The 19,514-nt window shown below is 60.2% G+C and carries 22 protein-coding genes and 1 pseudogene; 13 read left to right on the plus strand and 10 right to left on the minus strand.

What is annotated here, in order from left to right; translation table 11 throughout:
* Window positions 1-63: 63 nt before the first annotated feature.
* Window positions 64-489 carry a secondary thiamine-phosphate synthase enzyme YjbQ gene (locus BLL42_RS15100; protein WP_071552814.1) on the plus strand — a complete coding sequence of 142 codons (426 nt, stop codon included), beginning with the start codon at window positions 64-66 and terminating at the stop codon, window positions 487-489.
* A 102-nt stretch (window positions 490-591) separates the two neighbouring features.
* On the plus strand, window positions 592-918 hold the full coding sequence (gene sutA, locus BLL42_RS15105; protein WP_019694242.1) for a dormancy-specific transcriptional regulator SutA: 327 nt from the start codon (window positions 592-594) through the stop codon (window positions 916-918).
* A gap of 154 nt (window positions 919-1,072) precedes the next feature.
* On the opposite strand, the gene BLL42_RS15110 is transcribed toward sutA, so the two are convergent.
* From BLL42_RS15110 to lptM, 6 genes are read right to left on the minus strand one after another with little or no spacing between them, the layout of a single operon-like run.
* Complete coding sequence (locus BLL42_RS15110) at window positions 1,073-1,780, minus strand: HAD family hydrolase (RefSeq protein WP_071552815.1); 708 nt, start codon at window positions 1,778-1,780, stop codon at window positions 1,073-1,075.
* Window positions 1,777-2,676, minus strand: coding sequence for a tyrosine recombinase XerC (gene xerC / locus BLL42_RS15115; RefSeq protein WP_071552816.1), 900 nt, complete (start codon window positions 2,674-2,676; stop codon window positions 1,777-1,779). The genes BLL42_RS15110 and xerC overlap by 4 nt, the downstream gene beginning before the upstream one ends.
* A gap of 2 nt (window positions 2,677-2,678) precedes the next feature.
* On the minus strand, window positions 2,679-3,404 hold the full coding sequence (locus BLL42_RS15120; protein WP_071552817.1) for a DUF484 family protein: 726 nt from the start codon (window positions 3,402-3,404) through the stop codon (window positions 2,679-2,681).
* Window positions 3,405-3,417: 13 nt separating this feature from the next.
* Window positions 3,418-4,248: a diaminopimelate epimerase gene (gene dapF, locus BLL42_RS15125; RefSeq protein ID WP_071552818.1), complete on the minus strand. Its 831-nt coding sequence runs from the start codon at window positions 4,246-4,248 to the stop codon at window positions 3,418-3,420.
* A 4-nt stretch (window positions 4,249-4,252) separates the two neighbouring features.
* Window positions 4,253-5,500 carry a diaminopimelate decarboxylase gene (gene lysA / locus BLL42_RS15130; RefSeq protein ID WP_071552819.1) on the minus strand — a complete coding sequence of 416 codons (1,248 nt, stop codon included), beginning with the start codon at window positions 5,498-5,500 and terminating at the stop codon, window positions 4,253-4,255.
* 9 nt (window positions 5,501-5,509) lie between these two features.
* On the minus strand, window positions 5,510-5,677 hold the full coding sequence (lptM, locus tag BLL42_RS30205; RefSeq protein ID WP_167368539.1) for an LPS translocon maturation chaperone LptM: 168 nt from the start codon (window positions 5,675-5,677) through the stop codon (window positions 5,510-5,512).
* Between the two features lie 238 nt (window positions 5,678-5,915).
* Here lptM and cyaY point away from each other — a divergent pair, with 238 nt between their 5' ends.
* The 3 genes from cyaY (at window position 5,916) to rnk (ending at window position 7,151) form a co-directional block, all read left to right on the plus strand.
* On the plus strand, window positions 5,916-6,248 hold the full coding sequence (gene cyaY / locus BLL42_RS15140; protein ID WP_071552820.1) for an iron donor protein CyaY: 333 nt from the start codon (window positions 5,916-5,918) through the stop codon (window positions 6,246-6,248).
* A 4-nt stretch (window positions 6,249-6,252) separates the two neighbouring features.
* Window positions 6,253-6,477 carry a DUF1289 domain-containing protein gene (locus BLL42_RS15145; RefSeq protein WP_071552821.1) on the plus strand — a complete coding sequence of 75 codons (225 nt, stop codon included), beginning with the start codon at window positions 6,253-6,255 and terminating at the stop codon, window positions 6,475-6,477.
* A gap of 263 nt (window positions 6,478-6,740) precedes the next feature.
* A complete protein-coding gene (gene rnk, locus BLL42_RS15150) occupies window positions 6,741-7,151 on the plus strand; it encodes a nucleoside diphosphate kinase regulator (protein WP_071552822.1) in 411 nt (136 codons plus the stop codon).
* Window positions 7,152-7,157: 6 nt separating this feature from the next.
* Here rnk and BLL42_RS15155 read toward each other — a convergent pair whose 3' ends face one another.
* From BLL42_RS15155 to BLL42_RS15165, 3 genes are all read right to left on the minus strand, one after another.
* Entirely contained in the window at window positions 7,158-10,007 is a 2,850-nt protein-coding gene (locus BLL42_RS15155; RefSeq protein ID WP_071552823.1) for a class I adenylate cyclase, read from the minus strand.
* 184 nt (window positions 10,008-10,191) lie between these two features.
* Complete coding sequence (locus BLL42_RS15160) at window positions 10,192-10,437, minus strand: TIGR02647 family protein (RefSeq protein ID WP_071552824.1); 246 nt, start codon at window positions 10,435-10,437, stop codon at window positions 10,192-10,194.
* A gap of 231 nt (window positions 10,438-10,668) precedes the next feature.
* Window positions 10,669-10,953, minus strand: a complete 285-nt coding sequence (locus tag BLL42_RS15165) for a hypothetical protein (RefSeq protein ID WP_071552825.1) — start codon at window positions 10,951-10,953, stop codon at window positions 10,669-10,671.
* A gap of 125 nt (window positions 10,954-11,078) precedes the next feature.
* Between BLL42_RS15165 and BLL42_RS15170 the strand changes: the two genes are divergently transcribed.
* Window positions 11,079-11,738 (plus strand): glutathione S-transferase family protein, encoded by a 660-nt coding sequence (locus BLL42_RS15170; protein ID WP_071552826.1) that lies wholly within the window; start codon window positions 11,079-11,081, stop codon window positions 11,736-11,738.
* 75 nt (window positions 11,739-11,813) lie between these two features.
* On the opposite strand, the gene argH is transcribed toward BLL42_RS15170, so the two are convergent.
* Window positions 11,814-13,208: an argininosuccinate lyase gene (gene argH, locus BLL42_RS15175; RefSeq protein WP_071552827.1), complete on the minus strand. Its 1,395-nt coding sequence runs from the start codon at window positions 13,206-13,208 to the stop codon at window positions 11,814-11,816.
* 254 nt (window positions 13,209-13,462) lie between these two features.
* Between argH and BLL42_RS30495 the strand changes: the two are divergent.
* From BLL42_RS30495 to BLL42_RS15205, 7 genes and pseudogenes are all read left to right on the plus strand, one after another.
* Window positions 13,463-13,708 (plus strand): annotated as a pseudogene (locus BLL42_RS30495) (sensor histidine kinase); the annotation flags it as partial.
* Window positions 13,705-14,451: a LytR/AlgR family response regulator transcription factor gene (locus BLL42_RS15180; RefSeq protein ID WP_071552828.1), complete on the plus strand. Its 747-nt coding sequence runs from the start codon at window positions 13,705-13,707 to the stop codon at window positions 14,449-14,451. The pseudogene BLL42_RS30495 and the gene BLL42_RS15180, both read left to right, overlap by 4 nt.
* Before the next feature lie 136 nt (window positions 14,452-14,587).
* On the plus strand, window positions 14,588-15,529 hold the full coding sequence (gene hemC, locus BLL42_RS15185) for a hydroxymethylbilane synthase (RefSeq protein WP_071552829.1): 942 nt from the start codon (window positions 14,588-14,590) through the stop codon (window positions 15,527-15,529).
* Window positions 15,526-16,290 carry a uroporphyrinogen-III synthase gene (locus tag BLL42_RS15190; RefSeq protein ID WP_071552830.1) on the plus strand — a complete coding sequence of 255 codons (765 nt, stop codon included), beginning with the start codon at window positions 15,526-15,528 and terminating at the stop codon, window positions 16,288-16,290. The genes hemC and BLL42_RS15190 overlap by 4 nt, the downstream gene beginning before the upstream one ends.
* A gap of 16 nt (window positions 16,291-16,306) precedes the next feature.
* A complete protein-coding gene (locus BLL42_RS15195; RefSeq protein WP_071552831.1) occupies window positions 16,307-17,431 on the plus strand; it encodes a uroporphyrinogen-III C-methyltransferase in 1,125 nt (374 codons plus the stop codon).
* The gene (locus BLL42_RS15200; protein ID WP_071552832.1) at window positions 17,428-18,666 is read left to right on the plus strand and encodes a heme biosynthesis protein HemY; all 1,239 of its coding nucleotides are present in this window, start codon (window positions 17,428-17,430) and stop codon (window positions 18,664-18,666) included. The genes BLL42_RS15195 and BLL42_RS15200 overlap by 4 nt, the downstream gene beginning before the upstream one ends.
* A gap of 231 nt (window positions 18,667-18,897) precedes the next feature.
* Window positions 18,898-19,449 carry a disulfide bond formation protein B gene (locus tag BLL42_RS15205; protein ID WP_071552833.1) on the plus strand — a complete coding sequence of 184 codons (552 nt, stop codon included), beginning with the start codon at window positions 18,898-18,900 and terminating at the stop codon, window positions 19,447-19,449.
* Window positions 19,450-19,514: the final 65 nt, after the last annotated feature.

Consider the following 19,514-nt stretch of genomic DNA (forward strand, 5'->3'; position numbering starts at 1 on the left):
TATTAGGGCCTTTGTTTTTTCCCAGAGCGCGCTAGAATGCGCCCCGAACGTGCGGAGAACTGTATGTGGCAACAGACTCTGATAACCCTGCGGGCACGGCCCCGGGGCTTTCATCTGGTAACGGACGAGTTACTCGCTGGCCTGCCTGAATTCAAGGCTTGTCGGGTTGGTCTGTTGCATTTGTGGCTGCAGCATACCTCGGCGTCGTTGACCATCAACGAGAACGCCGATCCGGCGGTACGTCGCGACTTCGAACGGTTTTTCAATCGACTGATCCCACAAGGAACAGCCGGTTATGAGCATAACGACGAAGGCCTGGACGACCTCCCGGCGCACTTCAAGGCCAGTTTGCTAGGCTGTCAGTTGAGTTTGCCGATAATGGCGGGCCGACTGGCGTTAGGTAGCTGGCAAGGTGTTTATCTGGGTGAGCACCGCGATCACGGTGGTGCTCGCAAAGTCCTCGCCACCGTGCACGGTGAAGAGGCATAAACCGCTGGTTACCAGTGGATGTTGAATTTTTTCCGGCGGTCGTCGACAGACGACAAAGCTGGGCTATAACTAATCTGCTTTTCGCAAGTCATGAGGTAGAACATGAGCGACGATGATCTGGAAAACGACGACCTCGAAGTAGGCGACGAAGACGAGACCGAAGAAGGCCTGGAAGCAGCGGCGGAAGACGTTGCTGACGACGATGGTGGTGATGACACGCCGGTCCCTACCGCCAAAGGCAAGGCCAAGGCTGCGGTGTCAGTAGACGAGCTGCCGAGTGTCGAAGCCAAGAACAAAGAGCGTGATGCTCTGGCTCGCGCGATGGAAGAGTTCCTTGCCAAAGGTGGCAAGGTTCAGGAAGTCGAGGCCAACGTGGTGGCGGATCCACCAAAGAAGCCTGATAACAAGTACGGCAGCCGGCCTATCTAAGCGCCTGCTACGTGCTTGCTGAAAAAGCCCGCCGTCGCTGCGGGCTTTTTCATGGGTGAAGCAAAGTCAAAAGATCGCAGCCTGCGGCAGCTCCTACGGGTGTACTCCGATCAACGTAGGAGCTGCCGCAGGCTGCGATCTTTTCAGGCACCACTCAAATCTTGGTTGTGTTCCAACCCGCCAACAACGCTGGCAACTCGGTCAAACTGCGGATCTCGGCATCCGGTGCCTTGTCGGCTTCCCAGACTTTACCCGTCGGGTTGAACCAGATTGCCCGCAGCCCCGCCTGCTGAGCACCGGCAATGTCATCGCCCGGATGATCGCCGATATGCACTGCGGTCTCTGCAGTTGCACCGCCGCGTTTCAGGGCTTCGTGGAACAGTCGGGCATCGGGTTTGGCGATGCCGATATCCTCTGCGCACAAGATGAACTTGAAGTAATCCGCCAGCCCTAGCCTTCGCACATCCGCATTGCCGTTGGTCACCACGCCCAAGGCGTACTGATTGGCCAGAATCTCCAGCGTCGGTTGCACCTCGGGGAAGATTTCCAGCTGATGCCGCGCATGCAAAAACACCTCGAAGCCTTGATCCGCCAGCTCGGTGGCGTGCTCATGGGCGTAACCGGCTTCTTCCAGGGCGTGGAACAGCACCCGGCGACGCAGGGCGCTGATGCGGTGCTTGAGGTTGGGTTCGTGGCTCAATACCCGCTCACGAATCGCCCACAAATGATCGACCGGCAAGGCACCGAGGTTCGGCGTGTGCTCGGCCAGCCACTGGCGCAACACCGCTTCAGCGCTGACGATCACCGGGGCGGTGTCCCACAAGGTGTCGTCGAGGTCGAAGGTGATCAGTTGGATAGTCATTGCTCATCGCCTTTGATGCGTTTGGCCCGTGGATGGGCGCTGTCGTAGACCGTGGCCAAATGCTGGAAGTCCAGGTGGGTGTAGATCTGCGTGGTTTTGATGTCTGAATGGCCGAGCAATTCCTGCACCGCGCGCAGGTCTTGCGAGGACTCCAGCAAGTGGCTGGCGAAGGAGTGTCGCAACATGTGCGGGTGCAGGTTTTGCCCTAGCTCGCGCTCGCCGACGGCCTTGACCCGCGCCTGAACGGTCCGTGAGCCAAGGCGCCGGCCTTTCTGGCTGACGAATACCGCAGCGTCCACCGGGTTCGCCATGGCTCGCAACGGCAACCACAATTCCAGGGCTTCGCGGGCTTTCTTGCCGACGGGAAGCACTCGGGTTTTGCTGCCCTTGCCGAGCACTTGCACCAGACCGTCCGCCAGGTCCAGCTGTTCGAGGTTGAGCCCGGTCAGCTCCGACAGGCGCAAACCGGACGAGTAAAACAGCTCAAGAATCGCCTGGTCGCGGCGGGCCATGAAGTCGTCTTCAACGGCGCCATCGAGCAGTTGCAGCGCACGGTCGGTGTCGAGGGTTTTCGGCAGGCGGCGCTCGCCCTTGGGAGGCGCCAGGCCATTGGCCGGGTCGTGGTCGCAGAGGCCTTCACGGTTCAGGTAGTGATAGAGCCCGCGTACCGCCGAAAGCAGCCGCGCCAGGCTGCGCGAAGATTGTCCTTGCGAGTGCAGGCGGGCGATCAAACTGCGCAGGCGCTGGATGTCCAGCGCGGTCCAGCTGTCGATGTTCTGTTTTTTGCAGTGCGCCAGGACCTTATTCAGGTCGCGACGGTAGGCTTCAAGCGTATGGGACGACACCTGACGCTCACTGCGCAGGTGCTCGCAGTAGGCGTCGAGTTGCCGTTCCATGGTCAGCGTACCGAGCGTAGCGAAGTGTTGACCCGTGGCAGCACGCGGCCCATGACTTCAGCGATGTAGCTGAGGAACAACGTGCCCACCGAACTTTTGTAGTGTTGTGGATCGCGACTGGCGATGGCCAGGACGCCATGCAGGCCTTGATGACTGAGGGTGACCACCGCAGTGGAACCGATTTGCTTGCGCTGCTCTTCGCCAAACAGGAAGTCCAGCTCGTGTTCGCGCAGGCTGCCGCTGACGCTTTTGCCTTCCGACAACAAGCCGCCGATTGCCTTTTGCGCTTCGGCACCGGTTACCCAGCGACCGACGGGCAAGGGCTCGTCGCTGAACAGGATCAGGCTGACAAAGGGCACCTGGAAGTCCTGGCGCAGGCTGTCTTCGACGCTGATGACCACGTCGTCGAGGCTGCTGGCGTCCATCAGCGCGAGAATCAGTCGGCGGGTCTTGTCGAACAGCCGGTCATTGTCGCGGGCGACGTCCATCAGTTGCGAGAGGCGATGGCGCATCTCGATGTTGCGTTCGCGCAGGATTTTCATCTGGCGTTCGACCAGCGAGATAGTGTCGCCTCGCTGGTGCGGAATGCGCAGCGTCTGGAGCAGTTCTTCGTGCTCGACGAAAAAATCCGGATGAGCCTCCAGGTACGCGGCAATCGCCGCCGCCTCCAGGCTTTCGGAAGGGCATTCGTCGGGCTGTGGGGCTGGAACCTGAGGCTGATCAGTCATGTATTTCGCTCACTCAAAGACGCACTTGTCCTTCGTATACACGTACTGCCGGGCCGGTCATCATCACCGGTTGGCCAGGACCTGCCCATTCAATGGACAAGCGCCCGCCGGGCAGGTCGATCAATAGCGGCGAATCCATCCACCCCTGGCTGATCGCGGCCACTGCGGCAGCGCAGGCCCCGGTCCCGCAGGCCTGGGTTTCCCCGGCGCCGCGTTCCCAGACGCGCAACTGCGCACGGCTGCGGTCGATGACCTGGAGAAAACCGACATTGACCCGCGCCGGAAAGCGCGGGTGGTTTTCGATCTTCGGTCCCAGCTCATGCACCGGCGCGTTGTTGATGTCACTGACCCGTACAACGGCGTGGGGGTTGCCCATGGATACCGCGGCCAGTTCGACGGTCTGGCCGTCGACCTCGACCTGATAACTCAAGGCCTGAGCGGGAGCCTGAAACGGAATGTCTGCAGGCACCAGGCGCGGTGCGCCCATGTTGACGCCGATCTGGCCGTCGCTGCGGATATCCAGTTCAATAATGCCGCTTTTGGTCTCGACGCGAATCTGCCGCTTGGCGGTCAGGCGCTTGTCCAGAACGAAGCGCGCGAAGCAGCGCGCACCGTTGCCGCATTGCTCTACTTCGGAACCGTCGGCGTTGAAGATCCGGTAACGGAAATCCACGTCCGGGTTACTCGGTGCTTCGACGATCAGCAATTGGTCGAAACCGACACCGGTGTGCCGGTCGCCCCATTGTTTGGCGTGCTTGGGCAGAATGTGCGCGTGCTGGCTGACCAGGTCGAGGACCATGAAGTCGTTGCCCAAGCCGTGCATCTTGGTAAAACGCAGCAGCATGGGTTTACTCCGGCAGCAGGCTTTCGCCAGCAAACAACTCGGCTACCGTCTCGCGGCGACGCACTTCAAATGCCTGATCACCGTCCACCAGCACTTCAGCGGCGCGGCCGCGAGTGTTGTAGTTGGAGCTCATGACAAACCCGTAGGCACCGGCCGAATGCACGGCCAGCAAGTCGCCTTCTTCCAGTGCCAGTTGACGATCCTTGGCGAGGAAGTCGCCGGTTTCGCAGATCGGCCCGACGATGTCGTAGGCGCGTGCTGGAGTTGCACGCGGGCGCACGGCTGTGACGTCCATCCAGGCCTGATACAGCGCTGGGCGGATCAGGTCGTTCATGGCCGCGTCGACGATGGCGAAGTCCTTGTGTTCGGTGTGCTTGAGGTACTCGACCTCGGTCAACAGCACGCCGGCGTTGGCGACGATGAAGCGACCCGGCTCGAACACCAGCGCCAGATCGCGGCCGTCGAGGCGTTCGCGTACGGCTTTGATGTAGTCGGCAGCCAATGGCGGTTCTTCATCGCGATAACGCACGCCCAAACCACCACCGAGGTCGATGTGGCGCAGGTAGATCCCGCAATCGCTCAGACGGTCGATCAGCGCCAGCAGGCGGTCGAGGGCATCGATGAAGGGCGGCAGGGTGGTCAGTTGCGAACCGATGTGGCAATCGACACCGACCACTTCCAGGTTAGGCAGTTGTGCGGCACGGACGTACACGTCTTCGGCGTCGGCAATGGCGATGCCGAACTTGTTTTCTTTAAGACCGGTAGAAATGTACGGGTGTGTGCCGGCATCGACGTCCGGGTTGACCCGAAGCGAGATCGGCGCGCGGACACCGAGTTCGGCAGCGACGACTTGCAGGCGTTCGAGTTCGTCGGTGGATTCGACGTTGAAGCAGTGCACGCCGACTTCCAGGGCGCGACGCATATCTTCACGGGTCTTGCCGACGCCGGAGAACACGATCTTGTCGGGCTGGCCACCAGCGGCCAGAACTCGTTCCAGCTCACCACGGGAGACGATGTCGAAACCAGCGCCCAAACGCGCCAGGACATTCAGTACACCCAGGTTGGAGTTGGCCTTGACCGCAAAGCAGACCAGGTGCGGCGTGCCGGCCAGAGCGTCGGCGTACGCCAGATACTGGGCTTCGATGTGCGCGCGGGAGTAGACGTAGGTGGGTGTGCCAAAGCGCTCGGCGATGGCGGACAGGGCAACACCTTCCGCGAACAGCTCCCCGTCACGGTAGTTAAAAGCGTCCATGATGTTCCCTTAGTAGGTACTGGTGCTGTGCTGGTGCGCTTTGGACTGCGACGACTTCGCCTGTTCTTCAGGAGATTTGCTGTCATCGGGCAGATACAGCAGACCTTTTTGACCACAGGCAGTGACAAGGCAGGCAACCGCGACGAGCGCAGCAAGGGAAGAGATCAGGCGCTTCATGGCGAAATCCTTGAAAATGCGTTAATTGCGCCGGAGTATACCGGCCACCCGGCGGCTTGCCTATGCGACGGACCGCCCGTCTGGCGGGCCTTTGCCCGGGCAAGCGATCAAACGGCGCAAGGCGTGCGGATATTTTCTACTCTTGCCTGATGCTTGGTCGGTATCCTTTGCATTCGCTGGGGCTCGGCCGTATCTTGCGGCGCTTAAGCGTGAGTAGACACTTTTTGAGGTTCCTGCAATGAGTTTGACTGAAGCCCGTTTCCACGATCTGGTCGATGCTACCCAGCAGATGCTGGAAGATATTTTCGATGAGAGTGGCCTGGATGTTGATCTGGAAAGCTCGGCCGGTGTGCTCACCGTCAAGTTCGAAAGCGGCAGCCAGTTGATCTTCAGTCGTCAGGAGCCGCTACGTCAGCTGTGGCTGGCGGCAGTGTCCGGCGGCTTCCACTTCGACTATGACGAAGAAAGCGAACGCTGGATGTGTGACAAGAGCGAAGAGCAGCTCGGCGAGATGCTTGAGCGCATTGTCGGCCAGCAGGCCGGCGCCAAGCTTGATTTCGAAGGGCTGTGATCTTGTGACCGAGGCAGCGGCCGCCCGCCCGCCAAAGCCGCTGTACAGCAACGTCAGCGCGGCGGTGCCGTCGCCGTGCACCAGTGTCTGTCGACTGGACGAGCAGAAAGTCTGCCTGGGTTGTTTTCGCCACGTCGAAGATATCCGTGAATGGCGCTCGGCCGACGATGATCGGCGCCGGGTGATTTGCGCCCAGGCCCAACAGCGCAAGCCCGCAAGCCATCCGTAGGAGCTGCCGCAGGCTGCGATCTGTTGATCTTGCCTTTTACAGACTTCTGCACCCATCGTGGTGTGCTGAAAAGATCGTCCGAACGCGGCCCGAACCTTCGGCAGCTCCACAGGGATCGTGCAGGTTCTCCGGGCTGGCTTGTATATTTATTGAGCTGTGATAGTGTCCGGATACGCCTCAACTCATCGAGGCCCGTGAAAACCCCGCCTATTTCTGGCGGGGTTTTGCTTTTGTCGTGCAGAAAAAAGGAGTCTGCCTTAATCATGACCGCACCTTCCATCATCCTTACCCGTCTGGACGTGCAACGTCTGGAGCGTTTGATCGACAGCCTGGATGACTCGCTGCCAGGTGTTATCGCGCTGCAAACCGAACTGGATCGCGCCGATACACTGGTCGGTCACGATGAAGTGCCAGCCGATGTCGTGACCATGAACTCGCGTGTGCATTGCCGTGAAGAAAGCAGCGGCAAGGATTATCACCTGACCCTGGTTTATCCACAGGACGCCAATGCCGACGAAGGCAGGATTTCCATTCTTGCGCCGGTAGGCAGTGCATTGCTCGGTTTGAAGGTTGGCCAGCACATCGACTGGCCGGCACCGGGCGGCAAGACCCTGAAGCTGACATTGCTTGAGGTCGAGTCGCAGCCCAAAAATGGCGGCGACTGCAAGTTTTGAGAGGCCTCAGGCCTGTTCGAGCGCCTTGTTCAATGCGCGCTCCAGGTCTGCCTTGTAGCGCAGGTAAAGATTGCTGGAGCTCTGAGCATCACCGAGCAGGCCGGACAGGTCCAGGTCGGTGATGTAGCAGCGATAGTGTTGCGCCTCGCGACGCTGCCCGACAATCTCTTGCGCGACCACGGCAAATAGCTGGTCGCCGTGCTCCAGCTCGGAAAACTCTCGCTGATTGCAATACAGGGTGACCTGTCCTTGCCCCGGTACGGCTTTGCCGACGATCGCCTGGACGTCGTAGAACGGCTTGTTCACGGGTGTCTGCGGTGCGGGCCGTGGCTCGACCCGACGTGCACGATTGATGCCCGATGGCAGCAATCGGTAGTACAGGGTTTCCAGGGCTGTCACCGGTTGGGCGGGGTCTATCGGCAACAGCGCATCACGGCGAAACAGGATTGATTGCAGAAAGCGTTGCAGTGGCACCAGCAGGCTTTGCTCGTCGTGATACGGCTGGCGCTGTTGCCACAGGGCATTGAACTCATCCAGCACGTACAGCTCGGCACAGGCATCGTTGATGCGGTAGAACACCTGAATGCAGTCGGGCTGGCCCATCAGCAGGATCAGCGCCAGGTCGTGATCCGCCAGCGCCATCGGGTCCAGTTGCAGCGGGCTGTAACGGGTCAGGTCTTTGCTCAGGTAATCGAGCAGTGCCGGCAGACTGGCCAGCGCGACATGATTGACCTGGCCGGGCACCAGCTCCAGTACGTGGTAATGCTGTTGGACCTGGATCAGATAGCGATGATTGAGTTGGCTGAGCAGCAGGTTTTGCGCGGTATCGACGACTTCCTCGACACGCTGGGCGATGAACTGCGCACGGTTATGGCAGAAGCAGCGCACTCGCAATCGGGGTTGCCGAGGGCCACCCGGCAGATTGTTGAGGTAATCGCGCAGGCAGGCGAGCAGGGCGTGGGCGCCGTCGTAGCGGCTGACCAACACTTCGTTCCAGCTGTTGAGCGTGACCTGATCGAGGGTCAGCACCAGGTTCTCGCGCACCCCGGCGTAGCTCAGCGAGTCGGTGCGCTCGGTGGTCATCAGGATGTTCAGGTCACGGTGATGCTTGAGCGGGTCGACGCCAACGTTTACCAGAATCAGCACCTCGCTCGGCACGCTGGCGCGCAGCAGTTGTTCTTCGCTGACGCTGGTCAGGGGTAGGGCGATAGTCTGTTGCAGGCTGCCCAGCAGGTTGAACAGCTCGAACTCACTCAAGTCGCTGCTGCCGGGGTGTAAGGCCAGGCGAGTGCTGCTGTCGATCACGCCGTTGCGGTGGCACCAGGTCAGCAGTTCCAGGAGTTCGTGGCTGCGTTTGATCGGCGCGAAATGCTCCCACTCCAGATTGCTCAGGTTGCCGTTGTACAAACCCCAGTGGGTCAGCCCCGGTTCTTTTTTGTTCGATGACTGGACGAGGGTCAGCGTGTCTTCGGCCAGATCCGGCGCGATGCCGGGGTTGATGAACTCGATCTTGTCGGCTTTGCGTTCGAAGGCTGCATACAGCCTGCGACCCAATACGTTGAGGTCGCGCTTGTTGATCAGGCTGACGGTTTGTTCGGTGCGGGCGAACTGGGTCAGGAAGCGGTAGCTGTAGTTCAGTTCGTTGACCAGCGCCCGGCGTTCGGCGCTGACCTGACGGACTTTCCATTGGCTGCGGCTGTCGAGCATCGCCAATTGCCGATGATCCCAGCCCCACTCCTGAGCCAGCCGCTCCAGTAGCAGACGCTGCCAGCTTTTGCTGCGCTGGCCACTGCTGCCGGTCAGCTTGCGATTGACCTTTAGGTACAGCGCGCGCCGAACCAGCTCCAATCGTTCTGGCTCGCCTCGGGCCGTAAGGTATTCCTCGATGCGCCGGTAGACCACGATGTACGGGTCGAGCTCATCCAGATCAAGGCGGTTGGCGAACACCGCGTGCTTGAAGCGCAGGCTCAGGCATTCGACGTTCGGGTGTTCGCTGGCGTAGACCTCGGTCAGCAGCAGTTTGAGCACCGATTTGTAGGGTGACTCGATACCTTTGAACAACTGCCAGAGCCCGGCCCCGATGAATTCGCCGGGCGGAATGTGAGCCAGGTGGCCGAGATCGAGGGTTTCGTCGGCGCGGATAAAGCGCTTGGACAGCAACGTATGGGTGTACCGGTCGTAACCGGACTCTTCGTACACCGGCACCAGCCACCAGATCGGCGTGCGTCCGGCGAGCCAGATGGCTGTGCGATAGAACTCGTCCAGCAGCAAATAGTGCTGCGTAGTGCCGCAGTTGTCGGAGCTCAATTGGGTGTCGCGCTCGCCGCGGATGAAACGTTGCGGGTCGATCAGAAAGAAATGCGCCTCGGCACCCTGACTGGCGGCCCAGACTTCCAGCAACTGGCACTTTTTACGCAGTTCGGCGAGTTCGCTTTCGCTCAAGTCCGAGGCGTGGCAGACCCACATGTCCATGTCGCTCTGATCGGCCTGAGCGAGAGTGCCGAGGCTGCCCATCAGGAACAAACCATGAATCGGCCGCGGCGGATTGCCGTGGCGGGGCTTGTAGGAAAAGGAGCGGGTCAGGCGTTGCGCTTCGGCGAGCGCCATGGCGTCAGGCTCGAAATTCGACAGCCCGGCTGGCGTGCTGCCCGAGACGTAACCTGGCAACAGCGGGTGATTGACGTGGAAGAACAGCGGCAGCAGGGTCAAGACCCCTTGCTGGCGGGGTGACAACCCTTCCATGGCACGGGCCAACCGGCCGTCATTGAGCTTCAGAAAGCGCGCGCGCAACTGGCTGAGAACCTTGCGATCGATTCCTTCGTCCAGATCGGGGCGGATTTCATGGGTGCGGGTCATGTCAGCTCAAACCGGTTCGCAGTGCTCGAACGTGGGAAAGTCTCAGGGCGGTGGGCAGTTTACAGCCTGACGCTCAGGACTTTTAAGCTGATTTTTGGCTTCTGACGTCAAATTTCTATCGATGGGCGACAGTCAGCCCGCGGAAATCCCGTAGCAGGGGTTCCCGTGGGCGATACGGCAGCGGTTATGCGGTTTCTTCGACAGACAAAATGGTCAGAACGGTCTGAACATTCTGTGCGGCGTCACGTCCCAGGCTGGTCAGATAACCGCCATCGGGCTGGGTGATCAACTCTTTGTCGAACAGGCGTTGTGCGGCAGCAATGGCTTTCGGGGCAGCGGTCTGATGGATTTTCAAACCCTCCTGGGAACTGTCCAGGTTGAAGAGTGCAAGGATTTCCAGTTCGGCAACCAGCTCAGGGGTAAGCGACATAAGGACTCCAGACTTTCTAGGAATAGACGATAGCGCCCCTAAGGTGAACGCACTCGGGCGGCGTGTCCAGTGTTGGCTGAGGGCTTTTCGCCGCAGGCAGGGTGTCGGGGGCCAGGGAGGAGCATGATCAATTGAGCGCTGGGAGGAGTCTGAAAGATCGCAGCCTTCGGCAGCTCCTACAAACGAACGGCGTACTCCGTAGGAGCTGCCGGAGGCTGCGATCTTTTGATTTTATTTCTTTTCTGGCGGCAACTCTGGCAGTGCGCGCAGCGCGGTTTCATACCATTGGGTATTGAATGCGCGGTCTTCTTCGAGGATTGCGTCGATTTCAACGGCCAGAACGTGCGCCATCAGTTGCAGGATTTCTTCACGCTCGTAACCGACCAACGTCAGCTTGTTGAACGTCGCCTTGGCCGCTGGCGGGTTGTCGCTTTCGATCTGGTTTTCGATCGCTTCGATCAGGGTGGTTTCGGCGAACTCTTCTTCGTCGTTATCGATATCGGCTGGCTCGCTCATGGCAGGCTCCTCAAGGAAAGGTCGCCAGTTTACCTGCATTCAGCCGTGTGATGCTGCTGGCGAGAGTGCTCCCGACGTTCTATAACAATCGCTGCCAACCCCCTGCACGGCCTGGAGGCTATGTGATGCTCAAGCTTTATGGATTTTCCGTCAGCAACTACTACAACATGGTCAAACATGCGTTGCTGGAGAAGGGCCTGCCCTTCGAGGAAGTAGCGTTTTACCCCGGTCAAAGCCCTGAGGCGCTGGCCATCAGCCCGCGCGGCAAGGTTCCGGTATTGGGTGTCGAACAAGGTTTCGTCAACGAGACCAGCGTGATTCTTCAGTACCTCGAAGACACGCAACCGGGGCCTGCGCTTCTGCCCAAAACTCCATTCGAGCGGGCTCAGGTGCTGGCGCTGGCCAAGGAAATCGAGTTGTACATCGAGCTGCCGGCTCGCGCTTGTTTCGGTGAAGCCTTCTTCGGCATGCCGGTGCCGGAAGCGATCAAGGAAAAAGCCAAGGCCGAACTGCTGCTGGGGATTGCATCACTGGGACGTCATGGCCAGTTCGCACCGTACGTCGCGGGCGCCACCCTGAGCGTGGCGGATTTGTACTTCCTGTACAGCGTCAGCCTGGCCTGCGCAGTCGGCAAAAAGCTCTTCGATCTGGATCTGCTGGCCGAGTTACCCGCCGCCAGGGCATTGCTTGAGCAATTGGAGCAGACACCGCATGCCAAGCGCATCGCGGCAGACAAGGACGCGGCGATGCCGCAGTTTTTGGCGATGATCGCCGCCAGGAAGTAAGTCTTGTAGTGATCTGAAGTCAGTCATCGTCGGATCGCCGCCCGGAGCAGGCTATCCGACGATGCTTTTGGCTGATTAGCGGCTGGCCAGCAGCGCCTGACCGCGAACCACGGCGGCTTTCACCTGCGTCGGTGCGGTGCCGCCGATGTGGTTACGGGCATTCACCGAGCCTTCCAGGGTCAGAACGGCAAACACGTCCTGTTCGATCTGGTCGCTGAACTTGCGCAGTTCTTCCAGGCTCATCTCCGCCAGATCCTTGCCGGTTTCCACGCCGTACTTCACCGCGTGACCGACGATTTCGTGACAGTCACGGAACGGCAGGCCGCGGCGCACCAGATAATCTGCCAGGTCGGTCGCCGTGGAGAAACCGCGCAATGCCGCTTCACGCATGATGGCGTGCTTTGGCTTGATCGCCGGGATCATATCGGCGAAGGCCCGCAGTGAGTCGCGCAAGGTGTCGGCGGCGTCGAACAGCGGTTCCTTGTCTTCCTGGTTGTCCTTGTTGTAGGCCAATGGCTGGCCTTTCATCAAGGTCAGCAGGCCCATCAGCGCGCCGAACACCCGGCCGCTTTTACCGCGCACCAGTTCCGGGACGTCGGGGTTTTTCTTTTGCGGCATGATCGAGCTGCCGGTGCAGAAACGATCAGGCAGATCGATGAACTGGAATTGCGCGCTGGTCCACAGCACCAGCTCTTCGGAGAAGCGCGACAGGTGCATCATCGCGATGCTCGCGGCCGAGCAGAACTCGATGGCGAAGTCGCGATCCGAGACGTTGTCCAGCGAGTTGCCGCCAACAGCGTCGAAACCCAGTAGTTGGGCAGTCAGCTCGCGGTCGATCGGGTAGGTGGTGCCAGCCAGCGCGGCGCTGCCGAGCGGCATGCGGTTGGTGCGCTTGCGGCAATCCACCAGGCGCTCGTAGTCGCGGCTGAGCATTTCGAACCAGGCCAGCATGTGATGACCGAAGGTCACGGGTTGTGCGGTTTGCAGGTGGGTGAAGCCGGGCATGATGGTGCCGGATTCGCGCTCTGCCTGTTCCAGCAGACCTTTTTGCAGGCGGGTGATTTCGCCCAGGATCAGGTCGATCTCATCACGCAGCCACAGGCGGATATCGGTCGCCACCTGGTCGTTACGGCTGCGGCCGGTGTGCAGCTTCTTGCCGGTGACGCCGATGCGGTCGGTCAAACGCGCTTCGATGTTCATGTGCACGTCTTCGAGGTCGATACGCCAGTCGAAGGTGCCGGCCTCGATTTCGCTCTGAATGGTCTTCAGGCCGTCGATGATGCTGTCGCGCTCGGCATCGGTCAGCACGCCGACCTTGGCCAGCATGGTGGCGTGGGCGACGGAACCCATGATGTCGTGACGATAGAGGCGCTGGTCGAAAGTGACGGAGGCGGTGAAGCGGGCGACGAAGGCGTCGACGGGTTCACTGAAGCGGCCGCCCCAGGACTGATTGGTCTTGTCAGTGCTCATGAATTCGCTCGTGATCGGCTGAAGGAAGATGGCGTTAAAACCTGCCGCAGATAATAACAGGGTTGCCAATCCCGTCGGTGACACTGGTCGATACGTTTTTTTCTTGTTTGACCGGCCATACTCAATAGGTCGCTGCCGCGTTTACGCAACGATATTTGTCAAATGAGCACTTTCGTCGCGGCAAGCGTCTACAGTTGGACGTGAGGGGCGGTGCAATTGTTGATCGTGTGCCGAGCCTTATCAAAGCGCGCAACGTCAGCGTCGAAGCCGACTATAAGAGAAGAGGGGTGTTCATATTGTGTATCAGCAATCCCTACGGTGACACCACGCTGCGGCGAGCTTCGAACGGAACTGCGCAGGCACCGATAAATATTGCAACCCGACGTGCGGCACTTTTTGGCGCTCGCGCTAGTCTTAGCGTGGATCGCGGTGACGGACGTCACTTCACCTGTCTACGCTATCCTTGTGCGAGACTCACGCAGGAATCCAGCGCAATATGAATGTCCTGATCGTTGATGACGAACCCCAAGCCCGCGAGCGCCTGAGCCGTATGGTCAGCGAGCTTGAGGGTTACAGTGTCCTGGAGCCCAGCGCCACCAATGGCGATGAGGCATTGGCCCTGATCGACAGCCTGAAGCCCGATATCGTGCTGCTCGACATCCGTATGCCTGGCCTCGACGGTTTGCAAGTTGCTGCCCGGTTGTGTGAGCGCGAGACGCCACCAGCGGTGGTGTTTTGTACGGCCCAGGATGAATTTGCCCTGGACGCCCTGCAAACCAGCGCGGTGGGCTACCTGGCTAAACCGGTGCGTTCGGAGCAGTTGCTCGACGCCCTGAAAAAAGCTGAGCGCCCCAACCGCGTCCAGCTCGCGGCGCTGACTCGGCCGGCGGCAGAAAGCGGCAGTGGCCCACGCAGTCATATCAGTGCGCGGACCCGCAAAGGCATCGAGTTGATCCCGTTGGCTCAGGTGGTCTATTTCATCGCCGACCACAAGTACGTGACCTTGCGCCACGAAAGTGGCGAAGTTCTGCTGGACGAACCGTTGAAAGCCCTCGAAGACGAATTTGGCGACCGTTTTGTGCGTATACACCGCAATGCGCTGGTGGCCCGCGAGCGTATCGAGCGGCTGCAGCGAACACCGCTCGGGCACTTCCAGCTATTTCTCAAGGGGCTTAACGGTGATGCACTGATTGTCAGCCGACGCCATGTCGCTGGAGTGCGCAAGATGATGCAACAGCTTTAATCCGCTGTTCGCAACGGATTTCACTCCCCATTGCCGGGCAGGTGAGGCCAGGGAGGCCGGCTGTTACTGATACAAGTCAAAGCGGATTTGGCTGAGCTGTTATTATCCGCCGTATCTATTCAGTACGGATTGATCCATGTCCCCTCGCGAAATACGCATCGCTACCCGCAAAAGTGCCTTGGCCTTGTGGCAGGCCGAATACGTCAAAGCTCGTCTGGAGCAAGCCCACCCGGGTCTGGTCGTGACGCTGGTGCCTATGGTCAGTCGCGGCGACAAGCTGCTCGATTCGCCGCTGTCGAAAATCGGCGGCAAGGGCCTGTTCGTCAAAGAGCTGGAAACCGCGCTGCTCGAAAACGAAGCCGACATTGCCGTGCACTCGATGAAAGACGTGCCGATGGACTTCCCCGAAGGCCTGGGTCTGTTTTGCATCTGCGAGCGCGAAGACCCGCGTGACGCCTTTGTTTCCAACACCTATGCAAGCCTCGATGAGTTGCCTCAGGGCAGCGTGGTCGGCACCTCCAGCCTGCGTCGCCAGGCACAACTGCTGACTCGTCGCCCGGATCTGCAAATCCGCTTTCTACGTGGCAACGTCAACACCCGGCTGGCCAAGCTTGACGCCGGTGAGTACGACGCGATCATCCTCGCGGCAGCCGGTTTGATTCGACTGGGCTTTGAAGATCGCATCAGCTCAGCGATCAGTGTCGATGACAGTCTTCCAGCAGGTGGTCAGGGTGCAGTCGGTATCGAATGCCGCAGCGCCGACAACGAAATTCATGCCCTGCTTGCCCCTCTGCATCACCAGGACACCGCCACGCGGGTCACTGCCGAACGAGCGCTGAACAAGCATTTGAACGGCGGCTGTCAGGTGCCAATCGCTTGCTATGCGGTACTCGAAGGCGAGCAGATCTGGCTGCGCGGCCTGGTGGGCGATCCGAAGGGCGGGCTGCTGCTCCGTGCCGAGGCTCGTGCGCCACGGAGCAATGCCGCAGCCTTGGGTGTGCAAGTCGCCGAAGACCTTCTTGGCCAGGGCGCCAACGACATTCTGAAGTCGGTCTATAGCGAGGCAGATCACGAGTGACGGATTGGCGCCTGCTGTTGACGCGTCCCGCGGATGATTCGGCGGTGCTGACCCGTATTCTGGCCGAAAAGGGGATTTTCAGCAGTAGCTTGCCGCTTTTGGACATAGAGCCGATTCCTGTCTCTGAGACAATGCGCGAGGTGATTCAGGGTATGGATCGCTATTGCGCGGTCATCGTGGTCAGCAAGCCGGCCGCCCGAATCGGTGTGGATCTGGTCGAACGGCACTGGCCGCAATCACAGCGCTTGAAGTGGTTCAGCGTGGGGTCGGCGACCGCGCAGATCCTCCAGGATCGTGGGTTGGACGTCAGCTTCCCGGTGGATGGCGATGACAGCGAAGCGTTGCTTGGACTGACACCGTTGCGCGAGGCTATCGCACGGCCTGACGCTCGTGTGTTGATCATGCGCGGCGAGGGTGGACGTGAACTGCTCGCAGAGCGTTTACGCGAGCAAGGTGCTAGTGTCGATTATCTGGAGTTGTACCGTCGCGGCTTGCCGCGGTATGCCGAGGGGGCATTGCCTGAGCGGATTCAAGCGGAACGCTTGAACGGCGTGGTGGTCAGCAGTGGGCAGGGATTTGAGCACCTGCGCCAGTTGGCGGGCAGTGCCTGGCCTGAGTTGGCGCGGTTAACATTGTTTGTTCCAAGCCCTCGGGTAGCCGAGATGGCGCTGGCCGCAGGCGTTCAAACAGTTGTGGATTGTCGTGGCGCCAGTGCCACGGCTTTGCTAACGGCGTTGCGGGAAACCCGGCCCGTTTTCTAATGCAAAGGATGGATACGTGAGCGAAACAGCCTTGCCGAAAGATGACGTCCAGCCAGCGCTCGATGCGTCGGATGAAACTGTGAAGAGCCCTGAGCCGCGCCGTGGCAACGGGCTGGTGATCCTGGCGATGTTGCTGGGCGCCGCGGGGGTTGCCGCGGGTGGTTGGGGGATCTGGCAGGTGCGTAGCCTGCAAGCCAACAACCAGCAACAGCTGGGGCAATTGCAGGCCCTGAATGATCAGGCGCAAAGCCTCAAGCTCAATGAGCAGCGCCTGACGGCCCGGCTTGAGCAATTACCGCCTGTCGATGAACTGGAAGACCGGCGACGCCTGGTGATTCAGTTGCAGGGCGACCAGCAGCGCTTGAATCAGCGTCTGGAAACGGTTCTGGGTGCCAGCCGCAAGGATTGGCGTTTGGCCGAGGCCGAGCACTTGCTGCGTCTGGCCAGCTTGCGCCTGTCTGCCTTGCAGGACGTCAGCAGCGCTCAGGCACTCGTGCAAGGTGCCGATGAAATTCTCCGCGAGCAGAATGATCCGGGCTCTTTCGCCGCCCGCGAACAGATTGCGAAAAGTCTTGCTGCGCTGCGCAGTACCGAGCAACCGGATCGCACCGGGTTGTTCCTGCAACTGGGCGCCTTGCGTGATCAGGTGGTCGAGCTCAGTGAACTCGCCCCCGAGTTTCATGAGCGCGATTCGCTGTCGAGCCTGACTGCCGAAGGCGATGGCGCCAGTCGCTGGGCGCAATGGTGGGACCAGATTTCGCGCTACATTCGCATCGATTTCAACGCCGATAAAAACATTCGTCCATTGCTCGCCGGGCAAAGCCTGACTCAGGTCCGCCTGGCGCTGAGCCTGGCGCTTGAGCAAGCGCAATGGGCTGCGCTCAATGGCCAAGCGCCGGTGTATACCCAGGCGCTGACTGAAGCGCGGGATGTGCTCAAGGGCAGCTTCAATCAGGACAACCCGCAAAGCAAAGTGATACTCGAACAGGTTGCCGAGTTGAGTAAGCAACCGGTAACGGTTATCACGCCTGACCTGGCAACCACCCTGAGCACGGTGCAGGCCTACCTGGAGCGGCGTAACGTCAGTGCCCAGGACTCGGTGAAACCTGCCGCGAGCACTACGCCGGGGACCAGCCCATGAAGCGACTTTATGTGATTGTGTTTTTGCTCATCGCCGCCGCCGGGGTATTGGGGCTGGCCATCGCCCAGCATTCGGGTTACGTGCTGATCGCCTACAAGACCTTCCGCTACGAATCGAGCCTGTGGGCGACCCTGGCACTGGTGGCAGTGATCTGGCTGGTGCTGTGGGGGATCAGGATGCTGATCGAGTTGGTGGCCACTTCCAGTGGTGTGGTCAACCCATGGTCGAGCCGCAACCACAGTCGTCGTGTACAAGTGGCGATCGAGCACGGTCAGTTGGATCTGGCTGAAGGTCGTTGGGCCAGCGCTCAGCGTCACTTGTCTCGCGCCGCTGAAGCCGAACACCAGCCGCTGCTCTACTATCTGGGTGCTGCACGAGCGGCGAACGAGCAGGGCCATTATGACGAAAGCGACAGCCTGCTGGAGCGTGCACTGGAGCGTCAGCCTCAGGCCGAGTTGGCGATTGCCTTGAGTCACGCACAGTTGCAGACCGATCGTGGCGATACCGACGGTGCACTGACAACACTGCAGGCTATGCACGAACGTCATCCTCACAGCGTTCAGGTTCTGCGTCAGTTGCAACGTTTGCTTGCGCAGCGCGGCGACTGGTCGGCGGTCATCCGCCTGTTGCCGGAATTGCGCAAGGACAAGGCTCTGCCGGCCAGCGAGCTGGCGGAGTTGGAGCGTCGTGCCTGGGGTGAAAACCTCACCTTGGCCGCTCGCCGGGAGGAAGACGGCGCCGTTGGATTGCAGGCGCTCAATCGCGCCTGGCAACAGCTGACGTCCGCTCAGCGCCAAGAACCACAGCTGGTGCTAGCCTATGCCGAACAGTTGCGACAACTGGGTGCCGAGGTGGAGGCAGAGGAAGTACTACGCGGGGCGCTCAAGCGTAAATATGACAGTCATCTGGCGCGGCTGTATGGCTTGCTGCGTGGCAGCGACCCGACGCGGCAACTGCACACGGCCGAGGGTTGGTTGAAGGACCATCCTGGCGACCCAAGCTTGCTGCTGACACTGGGGCGGCTGTGTTTGCAAGGCAGTCTGTGGGGCAAGGCGCGGGACTATCTGGAAAGCAGCCTGCAGGTGCAGCGTAACCCCGAGGCCTGCGCCGAACTCGCTCGCTTGCTGGCTCAGCTGGGTGACACCGAACGCAGCAATCAGCTCTTCCAGGAAGGCCTGGGCCTGTTGGACAAGCGCCTGCTGGCCTCGCCTTTGCCGGTGCCTGCACGCGCATAAGGTGCAGGATGGCCGGGTCGCCCGAGCAGGCGACCCGGCCGTTTGAAAAACGCGAAGTTCTTCCCCGTCTTGCCGGGTGTAGGCAGCGTCTTACAAGGGACTACATTTGGTCCTGTCTCTTCTGTCGGGAATTCCCTACATCTGTGGCGAAGTCTCTGCACTGCCTTGCCTTGAAAGGCCAGAGGGCTTTCCTCTACCGTAACTGCCTGTCTCTTCTGTTACGGATAAGTCATGTCATTGGCCAGCACACGCTCCTTGTTTTTCATGGCTTTCATCGCGGGTGCCCTGGCCTTGGGCGCTTCGTACTATCTGGAGTTCTCCATCGGGCTCAAACCGTGCGGGCTGTGCCTGTTGCAGCGGTTTTTTCTGGCCCTGTTCACGACGGTCTGCCTGATTGCCGCGCTGCACGGGCCCAAGCGCCTGGGCTGTTTACTTTATTGGCTGCTCGGCCTGTTCAGCAGCCTGGGGGGAATGGTGACGGCGTGGCGCCAGGTGGTATTGCAAAGCGATCCGGGTCAACACATGTCGGAGTGCTCTCCCGGCTTGGAAGGTCTTTTCACCAACATGCCCTGGCTGTGTGTTGTGAAGCGGGTATTCAGCGGAGCCGCTGACTGCGTGGAAATTTCCTGGACGCTGTTCGACCTGAGTATTCCCGAGTGGAGTCTGTTGTTTTTTGTCGGGGTGACGATTCTCGGGGCTTACCAGGTCGTGCGGCTGGTCTGGTACGCCGATCAGCGACCGATCAGCGGCGAGTCGTCGCACCGGAGCAGGGTGGACGATTAAACACTTGTATGAACTTTATCTCCTGCGTACCTTGAAGCTGTTGTCGTGCGGGCATAATCTGGCCC

The sequence above is a fragment of the Pseudomonas frederiksbergensis genome, assembly GCF_001874645.1.
Lineage (GTDB): Bacteria > Pseudomonadota > Gammaproteobacteria > Pseudomonadales > Pseudomonadaceae > Aquipseudomonas > Aquipseudomonas frederiksbergensis_B.

Coding starts and splice junctions, on each gene's coding strand:
- lptM (WP_167368539.1), bottom strand. CDS start 5,677: ATGAAGCGCCTGATCTCTTCCCTTGCTGCGCTCGTCGCGGTTGCCTGC.
- BLL42_RS15165 (WP_071552825.1), bottom strand. CDS start 10,953: ATGAGCGAGCCAGCCGATATCGATAACGACGAAGAAGAGTTCGCCGAA.
- BLL42_RS15180 (WP_071552828.1), top strand. CDS start 13,705: ATGAATGTCCTGATCGTTGATGACGAACCCCAAGCCCGCGAGCGCCTG.
- BLL42_RS15120 (WP_071552817.1), bottom strand. CDS start 3,404: ATGACTGATCAGCCTCAGGTTCCAGCCCCACAGCCCGACGAATGCCCT.
- argH (WP_071552827.1), bottom strand. CDS start 13,208: ATGAGCACTGACAAGACCAATCAGTCCTGGGGCGGCCGCTTCAGTGAA.
- BLL42_RS15170 (WP_071552826.1), top strand. CDS start 11,079: ATGCTCAAGCTTTATGGATTTTCCGTCAGCAACTACTACAACATGGTC.
- BLL42_RS15100 (WP_071552814.1), top strand. CDS start 64: ATGTGGCAACAGACTCTGATAACCCTGCGGGCACGGCCCCGGGGCTTT.
- BLL42_RS15200 (WP_071552832.1), top strand. CDS start 17,428: ATGAAGCGACTTTATGTGATTGTGTTTTTGCTCATCGCCGCCGCCGGG.
- rnk (WP_071552822.1), top strand. CDS start 6,741: ATGACCGCACCTTCCATCATCCTTACCCGTCTGGACGTGCAACGTCTG.
- BLL42_RS15160 (WP_071552824.1), bottom strand. CDS start 10,437: ATGTCGCTTACCCCTGAGCTGGTTGCCGAACTGGAAATCCTTGCACTC.
- sutA (WP_019694242.1), top strand. CDS start 592: ATGAGCGACGATGATCTGGAAAACGACGACCTCGAAGTAGGCGACGAA.
- BLL42_RS15155 (WP_071552823.1), bottom strand. CDS start 10,007: ATGACCCGCACCCATGAAATCCGCCCCGATCTGGACGAAGGAATCGAT.
- lysA (WP_071552819.1), bottom strand. CDS start 5,500: ATGGACGCTTTTAACTACCGTGACGGGGAGCTGTTCGCGGAAGGTGTT.
- dapF (WP_071552818.1), bottom strand. CDS start 4,248: ATGCTGCTGCGTTTTACCAAGATGCACGGCTTGGGCAACGACTTCATG.
- cyaY (WP_071552820.1), top strand. CDS start 5,916: ATGAGTTTGACTGAAGCCCGTTTCCACGATCTGGTCGATGCTACCCAG.
- xerC (WP_071552816.1), bottom strand. CDS start 2,676: ATGGAACGGCAACTCGACGCCTACTGCGAGCACCTGCGCAGTGAGCGT.
- hemC (WP_071552829.1), top strand. CDS start 14,588: ATGTCCCCTCGCGAAATACGCATCGCTACCCGCAAAAGTGCCTTGGCC.
- BLL42_RS15110 (WP_071552815.1), bottom strand. CDS start 1,780: ATGACTATCCAACTGATCACCTTCGACCTCGACGACACCTTGTGGGAC.
- BLL42_RS15205 (WP_071552833.1), top strand. CDS start 18,898: ATGTCATTGGCCAGCACACGCTCCTTGTTTTTCATGGCTTTCATCGCG.